This window comes from Streptomyces sp. NPDC045846 (assembly GCF_056431605.1).
Genome location: NZ_JBWKKJ010000003.1, coordinates 278,803 through 296,728, shown reverse-complemented (window position 1 = coordinate 296,728; position 17,926 = coordinate 278,803). Strand labels below are relative to the sequence as shown.

Genomic DNA, 17,926 nt, shown 5'->3' with positions numbered 1-17,926 from the left:
GCGGCGCGGTGCGGAGTGCGGGAGGACGCCATGCGGACGGACGACGACGGGAACCGGCAGTTCGACGACGGGCGCGACGAGTCACCGGCCGGGCGCGCGGACCGCAAGTGGGGCGACCTCATCCAGGAGGTCAGGGTGGCGCAGACGGGCGTGCAGATCCTGTTCGGCTTCCTCCTCACTGTGGCGTTCACCCCCGTCTTCCACCAGCTGGGCCACACCGACCGGACCATCTACGTGTGCACGGTGGTGCTCGGCTCGGTGACCACCGGCGCCCTGGTCGCGCCGGTGTCCTTCCACCGTCTGCTGGCGGGGCGCCACATCAAACCGACCGCCGTGCGGTGGGCGTCCCGGCTCACGGTCACGGGCCTGGTGCTGCTCCTCGCCACGATGACCTCGGCGCTGATCCTGGTCCTGCGGGTCGCCTCCGAGGGCGACTACTGGGGCTGGCTGGTGGGCGCCGTCGTCGTTTGGTACCTGGTGTGCTGGTTCGCGCTGCCCCTGTGGGTGCGGCACCGGCACACGGATGAGGACCAGACCTGAGGGCTCTGCCGACCTGGGTTCTCGACACCCCGCAGCCGCGGGCTCCCTGCCTGGCAGCGTTTCCTACGGCTCGGTTTCCGGCAGGCGGATCTCGAACCAGACGGTCTTGCCCCGGCCGCGTGGCACCCAGCCCCAGGCAGCGGAGAGCCGCTGGAGCAGATACAGACCGTGGCCGGAGGCCCTGGCGGCACGGTGCCGGCCGTGCGGGCGCGGGCGTTCGGGGCTGTGGTCGCTGACCTGTACCCACACCCTGCTGCCGACGTGGTCCAGGCGCAGCTCATAGGGGGAGTCACCGTGCGTGCAGGCGTTGGTGACCAGTTCGGACACCAGCAGCAGCGCGTCCTCGGTCGCGGCGCTGTCCAGCGGGCCGCGTGGGCCGAACCACTCGTCGAGGACGCCGCGTGTGAGGTCCCGGCTCCGGGCCACCACACCGGGGCCGCCGTCAAGGCCGAACCGGCGGGTCGCCGAGAGCTCCTTCGTGACGTGTCCGCCATCCATGACAGGCGACTGCCCGAGAACCCGGAACCGAATCGCATTCGGTATGAAAGAGGCGTAAAACGGGCATCAAATGTGCAGGACCGCTCGGACGACGGACCTCCTGCCACCGGGCAGGGCGCCCCCGCCCCGTCGAAGGAGCCCCATGCGTACCGCCTCCGCAGGACCGATCCGTACCGCACCGCCGCAACCGCCCGCCTCCGACGTGCGGCGCCGGGCGCTGGACGGCATCGCCGAGGTGGAGCGCCCCCAGACGCTGAGCACCGGCGAGGCCCAGTCGCTCTCGGCGGCCCTGTTCGCGCGTCTCGGCGCACTGGAGGAGGGCACCCCGGAGCACGCCTACGTCCGCAACACCCTGGTAGAGCTCAACCTCAGCCTGGTGAGGTTCGCGGCGCGGCGCTTCCGCAACCGCGTGGAGCCGATGGACGACATCGTCCAGGTCGGCACGATCGGCCTGATCAAGGCGATCAACCGCTTCGAGGCGGAGCGCGGAGTGGAGTTCTCCTCGTTCGCGCTGCCGACCATCACCGGGGAGATGAAGCGGTTCTTCCGTGACACCAGCTGGGCGGTCCAGGTGCCGCGCAGGCTCCAGGAGCTGCGGCTGCGGCTGGCCGGAGCCCAGGCGGCGCTCGGGCAGGAACTCGGCCGGGCGCCCACCACGGCCGAGCTGGCGGCGCGCCTGGGTGTGCCCGAGGCCGAAGTCGTCGAGGGCGAGCAGGCCGCCAACGCCTACACCACGCGCTCGCTCGACATCGCGGACGACGTGGACGCGGGCGCCAGCGCGGTGATGCGTTCGCTCGGCCGGGAGGACGAGGCGTTCGACGTCGTCGAGTCCCTGGAGTCCCTCAAGCCGCTCATCGCGGCCCTCACCGACCGTGAGCGCACCCTGCTCTCGCTGCGTTTCGGCGAGGAGCTGACGCAGTCCGAGATCGGCGCCCGGGTGGGGCTCTCCCAGATGCACGTCTCGCGCCTGCTGGCGCAGATCCTGGACCGGCTGCGCTCGGGCCTCCTGGAGGACGCGAGCGACGAGGCCTGAGGGGCCTACGCCCCGCCCCGCGAGGGCAGGACGACCTCCACCCACACCACCTTGCCCGCCCCCGCGGACACCGTGCCCCAGCTCCCCGCGAGCCGGTCGAGCACCATCAGGCCGTGGCCGCCGGGCAGGGAGGGGGCGCGGGGGCGGCGGACGGGCACGGCGGGATTGTCGTCGAGCACCTCCACCCGCAGACGGCCGTCCGCGTGCCGCAGGACCAGCTCCCGGGGCCCGCCCGCGTGCAGACAGGCGTTGGTGACGACCTCGGACACCAGCAGGAGCACATCGTCGACCCGCTGCGCGTCGGCCATCTCGACGGCCGACGTCCAGCCCCAGTCGTTCAGGGCGCGGGCCGTGAAATCGCGGCAGCGGGTGACCGCGCCCTTGACGCCGAACAGCGCCAGGCGGCGGATCTGGCCGTGCCCGAGGGGTTGCGTGCCGCCCATGTCGCGCCCCGCTACGCCGCGGGCCCGGCCGCGAGCGCCGCGTCCAGGTCGGCGTGGGTGCGGAAGACGGCATGCGCCCCGGTGATCTCGAACATCCGGGCCACGGGGGGCTGGAGCGCGGCGAGCTCCACACTGCCGCCCGCCGTCTGTGCCGCCGCCCTGGCCCGCAACAGCGCGTTGAGGCCGGTCGAATCGCAGAACCGCAGGCCCAGGCAGTCGACCACGATCCGCTCCGGAGCCCCCGCGATCTGCTCGGCGAGGGCGGCGCGCAGCGGTTCGGCGGTGTCGTGGTCCAGCTCGCCGGACAGTGAGAGGACCGCGGCCTCGGGAAGGCGCCGCGTCACGACCGCGAAGCGCCCGCCGCCGGCGGTGCGCTCGCGGGGCGCGTCGGTCGATTCCGTCGGCATGGGTACACCCACCTCCTTCGCTGTCACTCGCCGCGCGCGGAGCGGTGTCCGGCTGTACACGGGAGAGACCCATGGGGAGAGTGCCCCGTCGAAGCCGCTCTACTTGCCCGGGCCGCCGGAAGTCAGTGACCCGGTGTCCCGCCCCGGGGTAGGACGCAGCGCGGCCCCGCCCAGATAGCGCTCGGCGGCGCGGATCGCCTGGTGCGCCGTGCGCTCGCCCATCAGCACGCACAGCGTGTATGCGGTGTCCTCGAAGGTCCTGCGCAGGCTCGGTGCGTGCGGATTGGCCAGTACCAGGCGTTCCTGCTCGCGATAGTGGGCGAGAAGACGGGCGAGGGTCACCTTGTCGGGCAGCAGCATCGAGTCCTCCTGGCCGTGGGCGCCGCGCCCAGCCCACCCATGGTGCCCGCACCTGGCGGGCTCCGCGATCCGGGCGGCTGCGGCGCGTGGGGCGGGCTGGGAGACCCGGCGCCGGTGAGGTGGAGCGAGGGATGTTTCCATCCAGGGAACGCGGCTAGTCATTACATATGGTGCAAATCGGCTACACAATGATGACCGAGCAGACCGGCCCGCGCGAACTCGTGACGGACCTGGTCGCCGCAGAGCGTGCGGGGTTCGACTTCTCCGTCACCTCCGACCACTACTTCCCCTGGCTCGACAGCCAGGGACACGCCTCGTACGCGTGGAGCGTGCTCGGCGCGGCGGCGCAGGCGACCACGCGCATCCCCCTCATGACGTACGTGACCTGTCCGACGGTGCGCTACCACCCCGTGGTCGTGGCCCAGAAGGCGGCGACCATGCAGATCCTGTCCGAGGGCAGGTTCCGCCTCGGGCTGGGGTCCGGGGAGAACCTCAACGAGCATGTGGTGGGCGCCGGTTGGCCCGCTCCCCAGGTGCGCCTGGAGATGCTCGACGAGGCCGTCGACATCATCCGCGCGCTCTTCGAGGGCGGCAACGTCAACCACGAGGGTGCGCACTTCGCCGTCTCCAACGCCCGGCTCTGGGACCTGCCCGACGAGCTCCCGCCGATCGGCGTCGCGGTGTCCGGGGAGCGCTCCTGCGCCCTGGCCGGGCGCAGCGCCGACCTCCTCATCGCCACCGAACCCAAGCGGGAGCTCGTCGAGTCCTTCGACCGGCACGGCGGCGCGGGCAAGCCCCGCGTGGGCCAGCTGCCGGTCTGCTTCGACACGGACCGCGACGCGGCGGTCGCCCGCGCCCACGACCAGTTCCGCTGGTTCGGCGGCGGCTGGCCGGTGAACTCGGAACTCCCGGGCCCGTCCGGCTTCGCCGGGGCGACGCAGTTCGTCACCCCGCAGGACGTGGCCGAAGCCATCCCGTGCGGCGACGACGTCAGCGCGTTCGTCGAGGCGGTGCGCCCCTTCGTCGACGCGGGCTTCACCGAGGTCGCCCTCGTGCAGATCGGCGGAGAACACCAACTGCCCTTCATCGACTGGGCCGAGAAGAAGCTGCTGCCGGCGCTCCGCGACCTGTGACCGGGCGTGGCCGGCGCGGCGGTCAGTGAGCGGCATCGAGCAGCGCCCGCTGCGGAACCACCGTGTACTGGGGGTCCTCGGCCGAGGCGATCCCGGCGGCGAACACACCGAAACGGGTGCACACCGAGCCCGCGAGCAGGGCGAGCCCGCCCGCCACGGCCACCGGACGGCGGTGCCCGGCCACCGCGCCGGCCACCGCCCCGGCCGCCGTGAGGATCTCGGCGGCCTTGAGCAGCCCGCCCGCCCGGCCCCGCTCGTACGTCTCGGCCACCATGCCCAGGCGGCGCCGCACGCACCGGTGGGCGGCCGTCTCGGCGAGGGCGGCGAGCGGCGCGGCGCAGCGGGCCGGGCCGTTCTCGTGCGGCGGCCCCACGGCCAGGGCCATCCCGGCGGCCGCGGCGGTGGCCGACGCCACGAAGAGGTAGGGCAGTTCGCGGTGGGCGCCGTGCCACGCGGGCACGGCGGTGTCGGCGGCGAGGACCGCCGTGTACGAGGCCACGGCGGGCCCCAGCAGCGCGGCCCCCGCCGTGGCGGCCGCGCCGACCCGGGGCAGTCGCCCCGTCGCGGCGGTGAGGGCGGCGGCGCCCGCGGCGGGGCCGTAGGCCGACAGCAGCCAGGAGCCGACGCTCATCGGCGAGGTCGGCTTGAACACCCGCAGCATGTTCGCGAAGCGGCTCGGCATGCCCAGGTCGTTGACGAGGGCGGCCGCGGAGAGCGACACGGCCGCGAGGGAGGACACCTTCATGGCGGTGGCCGTGGCCGGGCGCCCCGTCAGGTGGGCGCCCGCGGCGAGCACCGAGCCCGCCCCCGCGAGTCCGCCGAGGAAGAAGTACCCGGCGATGTCCCGCGCCGCCCACGACGGCGCCTTGACGACGGGCCTTCCGTAGTACGAGTCGAACTCGGCGCGCGGCACCATGAGTTGCTCGCCGCGCCGACCCCGCCGCCCCCCTGTCCCGCGCCCGCCGTCGGGGCGCGCGGTGCTCGCCTCACTCATCGTGACCTCCGTCGGGTGATCGCGGGCAGCGCGAAGGACGCGGCCATCCCGCCGAGCAGGGCGAGGGCGGCCGCGCCCGCGTGCTTCCACATGGCGGGAAGATCGCGGGTGGTGACCACTGGCGCGGGCGGCAGGCCGTAGACCTCGGGCTCGTCGAGCAGCAGGAAGAAGGCGCCGTCGCCGCCGACGCCGTTGTCGGGCTCGTGGCCGTAGAGCCGGGCCCCGGCCACGCCGGCGTCCTGCAACTGTCCGACGCGCAGCGCCGCGCGCTCGCGCAGCTCCTCCAGCGGCCCGAACTGGATGGAGTCCGTCGGGCAGGCCTTGGCGCACGCGGGCTCCTGCCCGGCGCCCAGCCGGTCGTAGCACAGCGTGCACTTGAACGCCCGTCCGTCGCCCGGGCGTTGCTCGATGACACCGTAGGGACAGGCGGGCACGCAGTAGCCGCAGCCGTTGCAGATGTCCTCCTGGACGACGACCGTGCCGAACTCGGTGCGGAACAGCGAGCCGGTGGGGCACACGTCCAGGCAGGCTGCGTGCGTGCAGTGCTTGCACACGTCGGACGACATCAGCCAGCGCAGCTCGGACGGCTCGGCCGGCTCCTTCGACTCACCTTCGACGAGGGGGAGTTGGGGCCTGCCGTCCGGTGCGGGCACCTTTTGTTCGATGAAGGCGACGTGCCGCCAGGTCGAGGCGCCCAGGCCTGCGGTGTTGTCATAGCTCATGCCGGTCAGCGACAGGCCGTCCTCGGGGATGGCGTTCCACTCCTTGCACGCCACTTCGCAGGCCTTGCAGCCGATGCACACGGAGGTGTCGGTGAAGAAGCCGACGCGTGGCGGCGGGTCGGCGTGCCCCGCGTCGAGGGCCGGGTCCGGCTCCGGACCACTCAAGAGATGACGGTCCGTCATGTACGTACCTCCGTGCCGGTCGAGCCGGTGATGCCCGCTCGCCTGCGGTAATCGGCCACGAGTTTCGGCAGGTCGGGGCCGCGCGGCCGACGTCCCGGGCGGATGTCGGCGGTGAGCGCCTTGTCCTCCTGGATGTGGGAGTTGGGGTCGAGCGCGATCGCCATCAGCTCGTTGGCGGCGTCCCCGGTGACCATGCCGTTGGGTCCCCAGTGGAAGGGCAGACCGATCTGGTGCACGGTGCGCTCGTGCACGGTCAGCGGCCGGATCCGGTCCGTGACCAGGACGCGGGCCTCGATCGCGTTGCGGGCCGTGACGATGGTGGCCCAGCCCGTGTGTTCCAGACCGCGCTCGGCGGCCAGCTGCGGGGAGACCTCGCAGAACAACTCGGGCTGGAGCTCGGCGAGATGAGAGGACCAGCGGCTCATCCCGCCCGCCGTGAAGTGCTCGGTGAGCCGGTAGGTGGTGACGATGTACGGGAAGACCTCGGCGCCCTTCTCCTCGCCGCTGGGGTGGTAGCGGTTTCCCTCCCGGGGCAGCAGCTGGCGGACGGGGGAGCGCGACACCGACGGGTAGAGCGCGTTGGTGAACGGCGAGTCCTGCGGCTCGTAGTGCGTGGGCAGCGGACCGTCCTCCAGGCCCGCGGGCGCGTACAGCCAGCCCTTGCCGTCGGCCTGCATGATGAACGGGTCGTCGCCGCGCAGCGCGTCGGGGCCCTTCGCGTCCTTGGGCGGCACGTGGTCGGGTGCCCGGTCGGGGACGAAGTCCGGAACGTCGCGGCCGGTCCACTTCCGCTCGGCCGCGTCCCACCACACGTACGCCTTGCGTTCGCTCCACGGGGCGCCGTCCGGTGCCGCCGAGGCGCGGTTGTAGAGGATGCGCCGGTTGGCGGGCCAGGCCCAGGCCCACTCGGCCGCCACCCAGTCCTGCTCGGCGCCGGGCTTGCGGCGGGCGGCCTGGTTGACGCCGTCGGCGTACACCCCGCAGTAGATCCAGCAGCCGCACCGCGTCGAGCCGTCGTCCTTGAGCTGGGTGTACGCGGACAGCGGGGCCCCGTCCGGGCCGTGCCCGTTGATCTCGGCGAGAACGTGGTCGGCGACCGGCTCCCGCAACGGCCCGTCCACGGGATAGTCCCAGGTCAGATCCTGAACGGGCCGGTCCATCGGGTCGGTGGAGCCGGCCAGTGCCGCCTTGATGCGCCGGCCCAGGTGGTACATGAACCACAGATCGCTGCGGGCGTCGCCCTCGGGCTCGACCGCGGCGTGGTGCCACTGGAGCCATCGGTTGGTGTTGGTGAAGGAGCCCGACTTCTCGGTGTGGGAGGCGGCCGGGAAGAAGAACACCTCGGTGGCGATGTCCCGCGTCCGCAGCTCGCCCGTCTCGATCTCGGGGCCGTCCTGCCACCAGGTCGCCGACTCGATGAGCGAGAAGTCACGCACGACCAGCCACTCCAACCGCGCCATGCCCAGCCGCTGCAGCCGGGTGTTGGCCGAGCCGACGGCGGGGTTCTCGCCCAGCAGGAAATACCCCTTGCACACGCCGTCGAGCTGCGCCATCACCGTGTCGTACGTCGAGTGCGAACCGGTCAGCCGCGGCAGGTGGTCGAAGCAGTAGTCGTTGTCCGCTGTGGCCGCGTCGCCGTAGTAGGCCTTGAGCAGGCTGACGAAGTACGCCCGCATCTCGGCCCAGAAGCCCTTCTCGGTGCGGCTGGCATCGACGAACGCGTCCAGCGTCTCGTGCGCGTGGGCGTGCGGCATCGGAAGGTAGCCCGGCAGCAGGTTGTAGAGGGTGGGGATGTCGCTGGAGCCCTGGATGGAGGCGTGGCCGCGCAGCGCCTGGATGCCGCCGCCGGGCCGGCCGATGTTGCCGAGCAGTAGTTGGAGCACGCTCGCCGCGCGGATGTACTGCGAGCCGACCGAATGCTGGGTCCAGCCCACCGCGTACACGAAGGCACTCGTCCGCTCGCGGCCCGAGTTCGAGGTGAGGTCCTCGCATACCCGCAGGAACGTCTCGCGCGGGACGCCGCAGGTGCGCTCCACCAACTCCGGTGTGTAGCGGGCGTAGTGGCGTTTGAGGATCTGGTACACGCAGCGCGGGTGGGTGAGCGTCTCGTCGCGCGGTGCCAGGTGCCCGGTGCGCGCGCCGCCCGAGCCGTGCGTCTCGGGGTCGCCGGATCCGCGCGTGCGCTCCTCGTACTGTTCGTCCACGTCACCGGCGGGCGCCTGCACCCGCGCCCCCTCGTACTGCCAGCTCGACGGGTCGTAGTGGTGCGCGTCCTCGTCGAGACCGGAGAAGACCCCGTCGAGGTCCTCGGTGTCGCGGAAGTCCTCGCCGACCAGCGTGGCCGCGTTGGTGTAGGCGAGGACGTACTCGCGGAAGTCCTTCTCCTCGGTCAGGACGTGGTTGATGATCCCGCCGAGGAACGCGATGTCACTGCCCGCACGGATCGGCACGTGCAGGTCGGCGAGCGCGCTGGTGCGGGTGTAGCGCGGGTCCACATGGATGATCCGGGCGCCGCGCGCCTTCGCCTCCATCACCCACTGGAAGCCGACCGGGTGCGCCTCGGCGAAGTTGGAGCCCTGGATGACGATGCAGTCGGAGTGCTGGAGGTCCTGCATGAACGTGGTCGCCCCACCGCGTCCGAAGGACGTGCCGAGCCCGCTGACCGTGGAGCTGTGGCAGACCCGCGCCTGGTTCTCCACCTGGACCACGCCGAGCCCCGTGAGGAGCTTCTTGATGAGGTAGTTCTCCTCGTTGTCCAGGGTCGCGCCGCCCAGGCTCGCGATGCCGAGGGTGCGGGCGGTCCGCTTCCCCTCGTGCTCCCACTCCCAGGTGCGGCGCCGCGTCTCGATCACCCGGTCGGCCACCATGTCCATGGCCGTCTCCAGATCCAGCGGCTCCCAGTCGGTGGCGTAGGGGCGGCGGTAGAGCACCTGGTGGCGGCGGGCGGAGCCGGTGGTGAGCTGGAGCGTCGCCGAGCCCTTGGGGCACAGCCGGCCCCGGCTGACCGGGGAGTCCGGGTCGCCCTCGACCTGGACGACCTTGTCGTCCTTGACGTAGACCTGCTGGCCGCAGCCGACCGCGCAGTACGGACAGATGGACGGGACCACACGGTCGGCGGTCTCGGTACGGGGCCTGAGCCGTTCGGTGTGCTCCGACATGGCGGCGCGGCCGCGGCCGAGCGGGTCGGCGCCGGTGAGCTGACGGTAGACCGGCCAGCGTCCGGCCCGCTTGCGCACACCCATGGAGCTTCCTCCTCGACGTCCCGCCCGTGACCGGTGCCCTCCCAGGCTCACCCGCCGCGCCCGCCACGGCGACCGGAGCGGCGCGGGGGCGCTCCCGGGGCGCGACGCAGGGCGGCGAAGTCCATGGCCGCGCCGCCGCGGACGCGGTCGGTTACTTGCCGCGGCCGGTGACGTGGTCGCGCACGCGGTCCACGAACCCGGTCCCGGGGGCCAGGAGCTTGTTGAGCGGGGGCGTGTTCGGCGCGCCGGGGTGCGGGCGGGTCGGCGCCGCCTTCTTCGCCGAGCGGATCTTGTCGCCCAGCTCCTCCAGGCGCTCGGCCGAGCAGGTCCGGCGGAGCTTCACGAACAGGTTCGTCTCCTCGTCGTGCACATGCGAGGTGACCTCGAACCTGAGCTCGGCCACGATCTTGTCGAAGTCGTGGGCGTCGGCGTCACGGTGTTCGAGCTGCTTGAGGAGCTGCTCCACCTTGGAGTGGTCGGTCAGCTCCTTGTCCGCGATCGCGTCGCCCTGGGGGAGGTACTCCCGTACCGCGGGATAGAGGTGCTCCTCCTCCGCGACGGAGTGCCGCACCAGCTCGATCGTGAGCCGGTCGGCGAGCTTCTTGCGTTCCTCGCTGCCGGCCGGGGCCTTCTCGATCTCGGCGAACAGGTCGTCGACCTCCCGGTGGTCGGTCGTCAGCTCCGCGATCACATCTCCGCCATGGCCCATGACGTACCTCGCTTCCGTGGCTTCGATCTCGGCGGCCGGTGTGTGTCCGGCCGGCCCCCGGGTGCCCGCTCGCCCGGGTCCCTAACCGGGCGCCGGGCTCAGAAGCGAAGGTCGGCGGCGACCGGGATGTGCGCCCCCATGTTGCGCTCCATCATGCGCAGGGCCGCCGCCGCGAGGTCCTCGTGGATGTGCGCGACGGCGTCGCTGGGCACGGTCACCTTCAGGTGCCGGATGTGGGCGTCGAGCGCCGAGTACAGCACGCACTGCTCGGTGACCTGGCCGCACAGCACCACGTGGTCGACATCCTGCTGGCTCAGCAGATAGCCGAGCGGTGTCTCGTAGAAGATGGAGTGGCGTGCCTTGACGACGAACATGGACGCCTTGTCGGGCGCGATGGGCCGCACCAGGTCGGCATGCGGCCCGCGCAGCGCCGTCTCGACGATCTCGCCGTGGTGCGAGCGCCACTCGCCGAAGTTGTCGTTGACGTAGATGACGGGGATGTCGCTCCGGCGCGCACGGTCGACCAGCTCCGCCACGGTCGGCAGGACCGCCTTCACCGAGGGCAGCAGCAACTGCGCGTCCTCGTGGTCATAGGTGTTGATCATGTCGATGACGATGAGCGCGGTCTTTGCCATGCGCCCATCCTGCGTCGCCGCCCCTCGGATCCGGACGCGGCATGCCTTGACGCGACGGAGTTCGTCCTGAGCAGTTGGGCGATCACTGCCGTCGGCCGATTCCGGGGCAGTGCCCGCCCCGCCGTCACGCCGACCTGGATGGACGGCGACCTCGGCGCGGGCGCACACTGCGGGCACCCGTCCGCGCAGGGTCCCATCGAGGCGGGGGTGCTCCGGCTGCTCGGCTGACGAGGAAGCCAGCAATCCCGCGGGTCGGAGGCCCGACGGGCTCGCGTGGTCCAAAGAGAATGAATCGCCATGAAGCGGATACGTTGCCGCTATGCGCTCTCATGACCTGATCGTTGTCGGAGCGGGGTCGGGCAACGCCCTCATCGACGACCGCTTTGCCCATCTGGACGTCGCCATCGTCTCCGAGGGGCCCTTCGGAGGAACCTGCCTGAACGCCGGCTGCATCCCGAGCAAGATGCTCGCCGCGACCGCCGACGTCGCCGACGCCGTAGGCGAGGCCGGGCGGCACAACGTGGACGCGGAGCTGCGGCGGATCCACTGGCCCGCCGTCCACGACCGTGTTTTCGGCCGCCTGGACAGCACCTCCACGGAGGGCGAACAGGGCCGGCGCGCCTCGGACCACATCACCGTGTACCGCGGGCGGGCCCGCTTCACCGGCGACCGCCGACTGCGCGTCGAGACCGCGACGGGGCCGGTGGACCTCTACGCCGACCGGGTCGTCCTCGCCGCCGGTGGCCGGCCCGTCGTCCCGCCGGTGATCGCCGGCTCCGGGCTGCCCTACGAGACGTCCGACACCGTCATGCGCGTCGCCACCCCGCCCGACCGTCTGGTCGTGGTCGGCGGCGGGTACATCGCAGCGGAACTGGCACACGTCTTCCACGCCGCGGGCAGCGACGTGACCGTGGTCGAACAGCAGGACCGGCTGCTGAGCCAGCAGGACGCATCGATCTCCGAGGCCTTCACCGAGGCGATGCGCGCTCACTGGGACCTGCGCCTCGGGCGCGAGGTGACCGGGCTGTCGGGCGAGCCGGGCGATCTCCTGGTCACGCTGGACGACGGCACCGAGCTGCGAACCGAGGCCCTGCTCGTGGCTGTCGGGCGCCGCCCCAACAGCGACCTGCTCGACCTGGACCGGAGCGGCGTCGAGGTGGGCGAGGACGGACGGATCACCGTCGACGCGCAGTTGCGCACCAGCGCCGAGGGCGTATGGGCGCTGGGCGACGTGTCCAGCCCGCAGCCGCTCAAACACGTCGCCAACCGTGAGGCCGAGGTGGTCGCCCACAATCTCCTGCACCCCGGCCGGGAGCGGACGATGAGCTACGAGGCGGTCCCCTCCGCCGTGTTCACCCGCCCCCAGATCGCGCAGGTCGGCCTCACCGAGCAGGAAGCACGCGACCAGGGTCTCGACTACGTCGTTGCGGTGCACCGCTACGCGGACGTGGCCTACGGCTGGGCCCTGGAGGAGACGGAGGGCTTCTGCAAGGTCCTCGCCGACCGGGGCACCGGCCGCCTGATCGGCGCCCACCTGCTCGGGCCGCAGGCCGCCACCCTCGTCCAGCCCCTCGTCCTCGCCCTGACCTTCAGGATGACCGCGCGGGAGCTCGCGGAGAAGCCGCTGTGGATCCACCCGGCCCTCACGGAGGTCGTGGAGAACGCGCTGCGCGACCTGGACACGCCGACGGAAGAGCCGTCGCCGAGCTGACCGGCCCGGTGTCTCCTCAGCCCGTGGCCAGCGCGCGCTCGAGGAGCGGAAGCAGCCGGTCCCAATGGCGGCGCAGCGCGGCGGAGTCGAAGGCATCGGTGTCGGCCATGGTGAAGCCGTGCACGGCGCCCGGGTAGACCTCGCAGGTGTGGCTGACACCCGCGGCGTCCAGAGCCCGGTCGAGTTCGGCGACGGCCTCGGGCGTCATGTCCTTCTCGGCGAGACCGAGGTGGATCTGCTGCCCCTTCAACTGGGGAGCGAGGCGGTGCGGGCTGTCGGGTGCGTCGGTGACCAGGGGGCCGGGGTGGAATCCGGCGACGGCGGTCACTTGGTCGGGGTGCGCCGCCGCGGTGCGCAGCGCGAGCGCCGCACCCATGCAGTAGCCGACCACCGCGACCGGGCCGGCCGCGACCTCGGGCTGGGTGGTGAGGAACTGGAGGTAGGCGTCCGCGTCGCGCAGCGCGTGCTCCGGGGTGTGCGCGTTGATCAGCGGCATCAGCTGCGCGAAGAGTGCGGGCCTGTCGTCATGGCCGATGTGCTCGGGGAGTTCGACGACCGGCGCCGGACCGTGCCGGTAGAAGACGTTCGGCACGAGCACGTAGTACCCGTGCCCGGCCAGCTCGCGGGCCATCTCCTCCAGTACGGGCCGCACGCCGAAGGCGTCCATGTACAAGAGCACCGCCGGGTGCCGCTCGCCGTCGTCGGGGAAGGCGGCGAAGGCGTCGGCCTGGCCGTCGGGGGTGGGGATGTGAAACGTCCTGCTGAGAATGGCGGATCTTCCTTCCACGGGCTGAGGCCAGGGCGCGGCGTCCAACGGGCCGCTGGCCATCCGGAGATCGACTTGGCGATCCCTACGATCACCCTCGCGGTCCGCGCGGTCAAGCCGCCACCGGCTCCGGCTCTGCCGCACCGCCCTACCTGACGGGGCATCACCAACGAGGGCTCCAGGCGCTCCAACTGTCGCGATCTCAACATGACTTCGGGATCAGGGTCGCTGGTAGCGCAGACTCACGGCCTGCGCGGGGTCCCCGTCGTGGATCAGGGCCCAGCGGACGGGATCGATGCCGGGACAGTCGAACAACCGCACCCCCGAGCCGAGCATGACGGGCGCGAGGTGGACGTAGAACTCGTCGATCAGGTCGCGCTCGACGCACTGCCGGGCGACGTCCTGTCCGTGGATCTCCAGGACCTTGCCTCCCGCGGCGGCGAGCCCGATCTCGACCGCCTCGGACACCTCGCAGTTCAGGAACGTGATGCCGGGATCGGGGGTGGCGTCCTCGGGATGGTGCGTCAGCACGAAGACCGGGCCGCTCCACGCCCCGCCGTACGGCTGCGCGCCGGCCCGGCCCGGGTGGCGTTCGGCGAGCGCGTCGTACCCGCGGCGACCACCCAGGACCGCGCCCAGGCCCGCGATGGATTCCTTGGGGACGGCCGGGTCCACCCGCACTCCCGACATCCAGCCCATCGCATGGCCGGGATCGGCCACATATCCGTCCAGCGACATCGTCACGTGCCACAGCACCTTGCCCATCGGGTTCTCCCTCCGGCCGACCCGCGTGCGGAACGCCCGGAGTGCGCTCTCGTCGGCGCGGCCTACCGAATAGACCGTCCGGCGTGCGCGAATTCATCGGGGGCGATCGAATCCCTGTGTATCGCGACCGGGTGCAGCGATGAGTTTCCGCGACCCGGCCGGTCCGTAACAGTGATGGCAGCGACTCAGGAGGAGCATGTGACTCAGCTGGTGAGGGTGCAGAACTTCACCGTCTCGCAGGACGGATTCGGCGCCGGTGAGGACCAGACCTTGGAGCACCCCTTCGGCCACGCCGATCCCGGGAGGCTGTTCTCCTGGGCCGGGGCTACGGCGAGCTGGCCCAATCGCACCGATCCCGGCGGGAGCCGGGGCCTGGACGACTACTTCACGCGGGACTTCGCCCGCAACATCGGTGCGGAGATCATGGGCCGCAACAAGTTCGGTCCGCAGCGCGGGCCCTGGAAGGACCACGACTGGCGGGGCTGGTGGGGGGAGGAGCCGCCCTTCCACACCCCGGTGTTCGTCATGACCCACCACCCTCGTCCTTCCTTCACGCTTTCCGACACCACGTTCCACTTCGTCGACGGCGACCCGGCCACCGTCCTCGGGCTGGCCAGGGAGGCGGCGCAGGGCAAGGACGTCCGCCTGGGCGGTGGTGCCAGCACGATCCGCGAGTTCCTCGACGCCGGTCTCGTCGACACCCTGCACGTGGTCGTGTCCCCGGAGAGACTCGGAACCGGCGTACGGCTGTGGGAGTCGCCCGACGATCTGCGCGACCGGTTCCACCTGGAGGTCGTGCCGAGCCCGAGCGGCGTGACGCACCACCTGTTCTGGCGGAAGTGAGGGCTGCCCGCCGCCGCCGTCGGCCGGTCGGGGCGCCGCTCGCCCGCGGCCTCCGCCCAGCCCGACGGCCCGGCGCCACCGCGGATGCTGTCGGTGCTGACCGAGATCTGTCGGCGTCCTGTCGACGACCTGTCGGTCGGACTTGCGACCTTGAGGGGGCCGGTGCTCGTCGTGAGCACACGGCCCGAGCACAAGGAGCCCTTCGCCGTGTCTTCCACATCCCAGAACCGACCGTGGGACGTCCACCGGCTGCCGTCCGCTGAGCACCAGAACATCCTGGTCACGGGCGGCAACGCCGGGATCGGCTACTTCGTCGCCGAGCAGCTCGCCGCCACCGGCGCCCTGGTCGTCCTGGGCAGCCGCGACGGCACCAAGGCCGAGGCGGCCATGGCGTCGATCCGCTCCCGGGTCCCCGAGGCCCGTCTGTGCCACCTTCCCCTGGACCTCGCCGACCTGACCTCCTTGAAGGCGGCCGCGGACGCACTGGAGCTCGGCCATCTGGACGCGGTAGTCCACAACGCCGGGGTCGCGCTCGACGATCCGCCGCGCAGGCAGACGGGCGACGGCCATGAGCTGATGTTCGCCACCAATCACCTCGGGCACTTCGCGCTCACGCGATGGCTGGCCCCGCTGCTGGCGGCGGCGCCGGCGGGGCGCGTCGTGACGGTGGGGAGCTTCGCGGCGCGGTCCGAACGGCTGGACCTGGACGATCTGCAGTCCACCCGGGACTACCGGCCCAAGCAGACCTACGGCCGGTCCAAGCTCGCCCAGATGTCCTTCGGCTTCGAGCTCGACCGCCGCCTGCGTGCCGTCGGCAGCACGGTGATCAGTGTGGTGGCCCATCCCGGCGGCGCGCTCGACGCCCTGACCCCCTCCCGCCCTCCGGTCCACGTGACCACCCCCGGCGACCGGTTGCGTGCCCTGCCCGCCGGACTGGTGATCCAGGGCAAGGACTCCGGGGCATGGCCCATCGTCCGTGCCGTGCTCGACCCGACGGTGCGGGGCGGCGACTTGTGGGGACCCCGGGTCTTCGGCCTGCGCGGCACCCCCAGGCGGGAGCCCGTGCACGCCCACATGGCCGACCCCGCGGTCGCCGCACGGCTGTGGGCCGCAGGCGTCGAACTGACCGGCACCGATCCGCAGCTGGGCTTCCGGTAGGCAGGGGCACCTTTCGGCCGGGTGGGAGGGGTTGCCGCAGCCGGGTGCGGCAACCCCTCCCCGAGGGACCTCGGCGGATGTCAGGTGGCCGTCGCCGGGGTGTCCCGCAGGGTGACGTTGGCGTGGCTCTCCTGGAAGCTCTGGTCCGAGACGAGCGTCAGGCGAGCCGTGGACTGGAACTCCGCCAGGTTGGCGGAACCGCAGGAGACCATGGTGGTCTTGAGCTTGGTGACGGTGAGGGCCAGCCCTTCGTCGAGGTCGCCCGCATAGGGGACGTAGCCGTCCACGCCCTCCTCGAAGACCAGCCCCTGACCGCCCTGGCCGTAGCGCTGCCAGTTGCGAGCCCGGTTCGAGCCCTCGCCCCAGTACTCCTTCACGAAGCCGTCGCGGGTGGGCAGCTTGGCGCCGGCCGCCTGGTCGAAGCGGGCGAAGTAGCGGCCCATCATGACGAAGTCGGCCCCCATCGCCAGTGCCAGCGCCACGTGGTAGTCGTGTACGAGCCCGCCGTCGGAGCAGATCGGCACGTACGCGCCGGTGCGTTCGCGGAACGCGTCGCGGGCCGCCGCGACGTCGAGCACGGCGCTGGCCTGGCCGCGGCCGATGCCCTTCTGGTCGCGGGTGATGCAGATGGACCCGCCGCCCACGCCGACCTTGACGAAGTCGGCTCCGGCCTCGGCGAGGAAGGTGAACGCCTCGCCGTCGACCACGTTGCCGCCGCCGACCGGGATCTCGGGATGGTGCTTCTTCACCCAGCTCAGCGCTCGCGCCTGCCAGTCGCTGTAGCCGTCGGACGAGTCGAAGCAGAGCGCGTCCACGCCCGCCTCCAGCAGGGCCGGGACGCGCTCCTCGTAGTCGTGGGTGTTGATGCCCGCACCCACCCGCAGGCGCTTGGCGGCGTCCACGAGTTGGTGCGGGAAGCGCTTGTTGTCGGTGTAGTCGGAGCGGAACACCAGATGTTGCAGGTGGCCCTCGCCGTCCAGCACCGGGAGGCAGTCCAGCCGCTCGTCCCACAGCCGCGCGTTGGCCTCCGAGAGCGTGATGTCGGGCCCGGCGTGGGCCAGTTCGGCGACGGCGGTCATCCGCCCGGCGACCGGCCCGTCCAGGCCGTGGCGGTGCGGGTGGAAGTCGCGGGAGGTCACGAGGCCCAGCAGGCGGCCCGTGGCGGTTCCGTCGTGGGTGACCGCGGCGGTGCTGTGGCCCGTGCGACGCATGACGTCGACCAGCACGCCGAGGCTGTCGTCGGGCCGGACGTTCGTGTCGCTGGTGACGAAACCGGCCTTGAAGTTCTTCACTTGACGGACCGCGGCGACCTGGTCCTGGATCGGCTGGTTGTGGTGCAGGAAGCTCAGTCCGCCGTTGCGGGCGAGCGCGATCGCGAGTTCCGGTGTGCTGACGGCCTGCATGATGGCGGACGTGAACGGGGTCTGCAGCTCGATCGCCGACGGCTCGCCCACGAGGTGCCGCACCAGGGGCGTGCGCAGTTCGACCGTCGCGGGTGAGCAGTCGGTCCTGGTCCGGTTCGGCAGAAGCAGAAACTCGTTGAACGTCCGTGAGACCTCGGCGATGATCTGTGCCACTCGTTCCTCCTGACCTGTCGGCCGGGCCCACTGCCCCGCCGTGAGATCGCCCCCGGTGTCCCGGGGCCAGGCAGGCAGAGGTCGGCACGGCAGTCGTGGAGGTGCCACCACTGCGGCAGAGCCCTGACCGGCCCGTGGATCGAACGGGGAGCGGTCGTGACCTGGCACCTTAGCGACTGCGCCGCCGTTGTACGAATCGGCGCCCGT

At 71.9% G+C, this 17,926-nt stretch carries 18 protein-coding genes; 6 read left to right on the top strand and 12 right to left on the bottom strand.

Annotation, left to right across the window (positions count from 1 at the left end; all coding sequences use genetic code 11):
* Window positions 1-30 precede the first annotated feature (30 nt).
* Window positions 31-540, top strand: coding sequence for a DUF6328 family protein (locus tag AC07F3_RS10375; protein WP_479112432.1), 510 nt, complete (start codon window positions 31-33; stop codon window positions 538-540).
* Between the two features lie 63 nt (window positions 541-603).
* Here the strand turns inward: AC07F3_RS10375 and AC07F3_RS10370 are convergent, their stop codons facing one another.
* A complete protein-coding gene (locus AC07F3_RS10370; RefSeq protein ID WP_479112430.1) occupies window positions 604-1,038 on the bottom strand; it encodes an ATP-binding protein in 435 nt (144 codons plus the stop codon).
* A gap of 142 nt (window positions 1,039-1,180) precedes the next feature.
* Here AC07F3_RS10370 and AC07F3_RS10365 point away from each other — a divergent pair, with 142 nt between their 5' ends.
* Window positions 1,181-2,071: a SigB/SigF/SigG family RNA polymerase sigma factor gene (locus AC07F3_RS10365; protein ID WP_479112428.1), complete on the top strand. Its 891-nt coding sequence runs from the start codon at window positions 1,181-1,183 to the stop codon at window positions 2,069-2,071.
* Between the two features lie 5 nt (window positions 2,072-2,076).
* Here AC07F3_RS10365 and AC07F3_RS10360 read toward each other — a convergent pair whose 3' ends face one another.
* From AC07F3_RS10360 to AC07F3_RS10350, 3 genes are all read right to left on the bottom strand, one after another.
* Window positions 2,077-2,514, bottom strand: coding sequence for an ATP-binding protein (locus tag AC07F3_RS10360; RefSeq protein WP_479112426.1), 438 nt, complete (start codon window positions 2,512-2,514; stop codon window positions 2,077-2,079).
* An 11-nt stretch (window positions 2,515-2,525) separates the two neighbouring features.
* On the bottom strand, window positions 2,526-2,921 hold the full coding sequence (locus tag AC07F3_RS10355) for an STAS domain-containing protein (protein WP_479112424.1): 396 nt from the start codon (window positions 2,919-2,921) through the stop codon (window positions 2,526-2,528).
* A 99-nt stretch (window positions 2,922-3,020) separates the two neighbouring features.
* The gene (locus AC07F3_RS10350) at window positions 3,021-3,281 is read right to left on the bottom strand and encodes a DUF5133 domain-containing protein (RefSeq protein ID WP_479112422.1); all 261 of its coding nucleotides are present in this window, start codon (window positions 3,279-3,281) and stop codon (window positions 3,021-3,023) included.
* Window positions 3,282-3,448: 167 nt separating this feature from the next.
* On the opposite strand from AC07F3_RS10350, the gene AC07F3_RS10345 reads away from it, so the two are divergent.
* Window positions 3,449-4,414 carry an LLM class F420-dependent oxidoreductase gene (locus AC07F3_RS10345; RefSeq protein ID WP_479112420.1) on the top strand — a complete coding sequence of 322 codons (966 nt, stop codon included), beginning with the start codon at window positions 3,449-3,451 and terminating at the stop codon, window positions 4,412-4,414.
* Window positions 4,415-4,436: 22 nt separating this feature from the next.
* On the opposite strand, the gene nrfD is transcribed toward AC07F3_RS10345, so the two are convergent.
* The 5 genes from nrfD to AC07F3_RS10320 form a co-directional block, all read right to left on the bottom strand.
* Window positions 4,437-5,330: an NrfD/PsrC family molybdoenzyme membrane anchor subunit gene (nrfD, locus tag AC07F3_RS10340; protein WP_479113069.1), complete on the bottom strand. Its 894-nt coding sequence runs from the start codon at window positions 5,328-5,330 to the stop codon at window positions 4,437-4,439.
* Between the two features lie 74 nt (window positions 5,331-5,404).
* Window positions 5,405-6,313 (bottom strand): 4Fe-4S dicluster domain-containing protein, encoded by a 909-nt coding sequence (locus tag AC07F3_RS10335; RefSeq protein ID WP_479112418.1) that lies wholly within the window; start codon window positions 6,311-6,313, stop codon window positions 5,405-5,407.
* Complete coding sequence (gene fdh, locus AC07F3_RS10330) at window positions 6,310-9,555, bottom strand: formate dehydrogenase (RefSeq protein WP_479112416.1); 3,246 nt, start codon at window positions 9,553-9,555, stop codon at window positions 6,310-6,312. Before fdh ends, AC07F3_RS10335 begins: the two co-directional genes overlap by 4 nt.
* 151 nt (window positions 9,556-9,706) lie before the next feature.
* Entirely contained in the window at window positions 9,707-10,264 is a 558-nt protein-coding gene (locus AC07F3_RS10325; RefSeq protein WP_479112415.1) for a hemerythrin domain-containing protein, read from the bottom strand.
* A gap of 98 nt (window positions 10,265-10,362) precedes the next feature.
* Window positions 10,363-10,899, bottom strand: coding sequence for a cysteine hydrolase family protein (locus AC07F3_RS10320; RefSeq protein WP_479112414.1), 537 nt, complete (start codon window positions 10,897-10,899; stop codon window positions 10,363-10,365).
* Between the two features lie 319 nt (window positions 10,900-11,218).
* Between AC07F3_RS10320 and AC07F3_RS10315 the strand changes: the two genes are divergently transcribed.
* Window positions 11,219-12,610 (top strand): mycothione reductase, encoded by a 1,392-nt coding sequence (locus AC07F3_RS10315; protein ID WP_479112413.1) that lies wholly within the window; start codon window positions 11,219-11,221, stop codon window positions 12,608-12,610.
* 16 nt (window positions 12,611-12,626) lie between these two features.
* On the opposite strand, the gene AC07F3_RS10310 is transcribed toward AC07F3_RS10315, so the two are convergent.
* On the bottom strand, window positions 12,627-13,397 hold the full coding sequence (locus tag AC07F3_RS10310) for a dienelactone hydrolase family protein (protein ID WP_479112412.1): 771 nt from the start codon (window positions 13,395-13,397) through the stop codon (window positions 12,627-12,629).
* Between the two features lie 198 nt (window positions 13,398-13,595).
* Window positions 13,596-14,141, bottom strand: a complete 546-nt coding sequence (locus AC07F3_RS10305) for a dihydrofolate reductase family protein (protein ID WP_479112410.1) — start codon at window positions 14,139-14,141, stop codon at window positions 13,596-13,598.
* 198 nt (window positions 14,142-14,339) lie between these two features.
* On the opposite strand from AC07F3_RS10305, the gene AC07F3_RS10300 reads away from it, so the two are divergent.
* Window positions 14,340-14,984 carry a dihydrofolate reductase family protein gene (locus AC07F3_RS10300; protein WP_479112408.1) on the top strand — a complete coding sequence of 215 codons (645 nt, stop codon included), beginning with the start codon at window positions 14,340-14,342 and terminating at the stop codon, window positions 14,982-14,984.
* Window positions 14,985-15,191: 207 nt separating this feature from the next.
* On the top strand, window positions 15,192-16,142 hold the full coding sequence (locus AC07F3_RS10295; RefSeq protein WP_479112406.1) for an SDR family NAD(P)-dependent oxidoreductase: 951 nt from the start codon (window positions 15,192-15,194) through the stop codon (window positions 16,140-16,142).
* 80 nt (window positions 16,143-16,222) lie between these two features.
* Here AC07F3_RS10295 and AC07F3_RS10290 read toward each other — a convergent pair whose 3' ends face one another.
* On the bottom strand, window positions 16,223-17,719 hold the full coding sequence (locus AC07F3_RS10290) for an IMP dehydrogenase (protein WP_479112405.1): 1,497 nt from the start codon (window positions 17,717-17,719) through the stop codon (window positions 16,223-16,225).
* Between the last annotated feature and the right edge of the window lie 207 nt (window positions 17,720-17,926).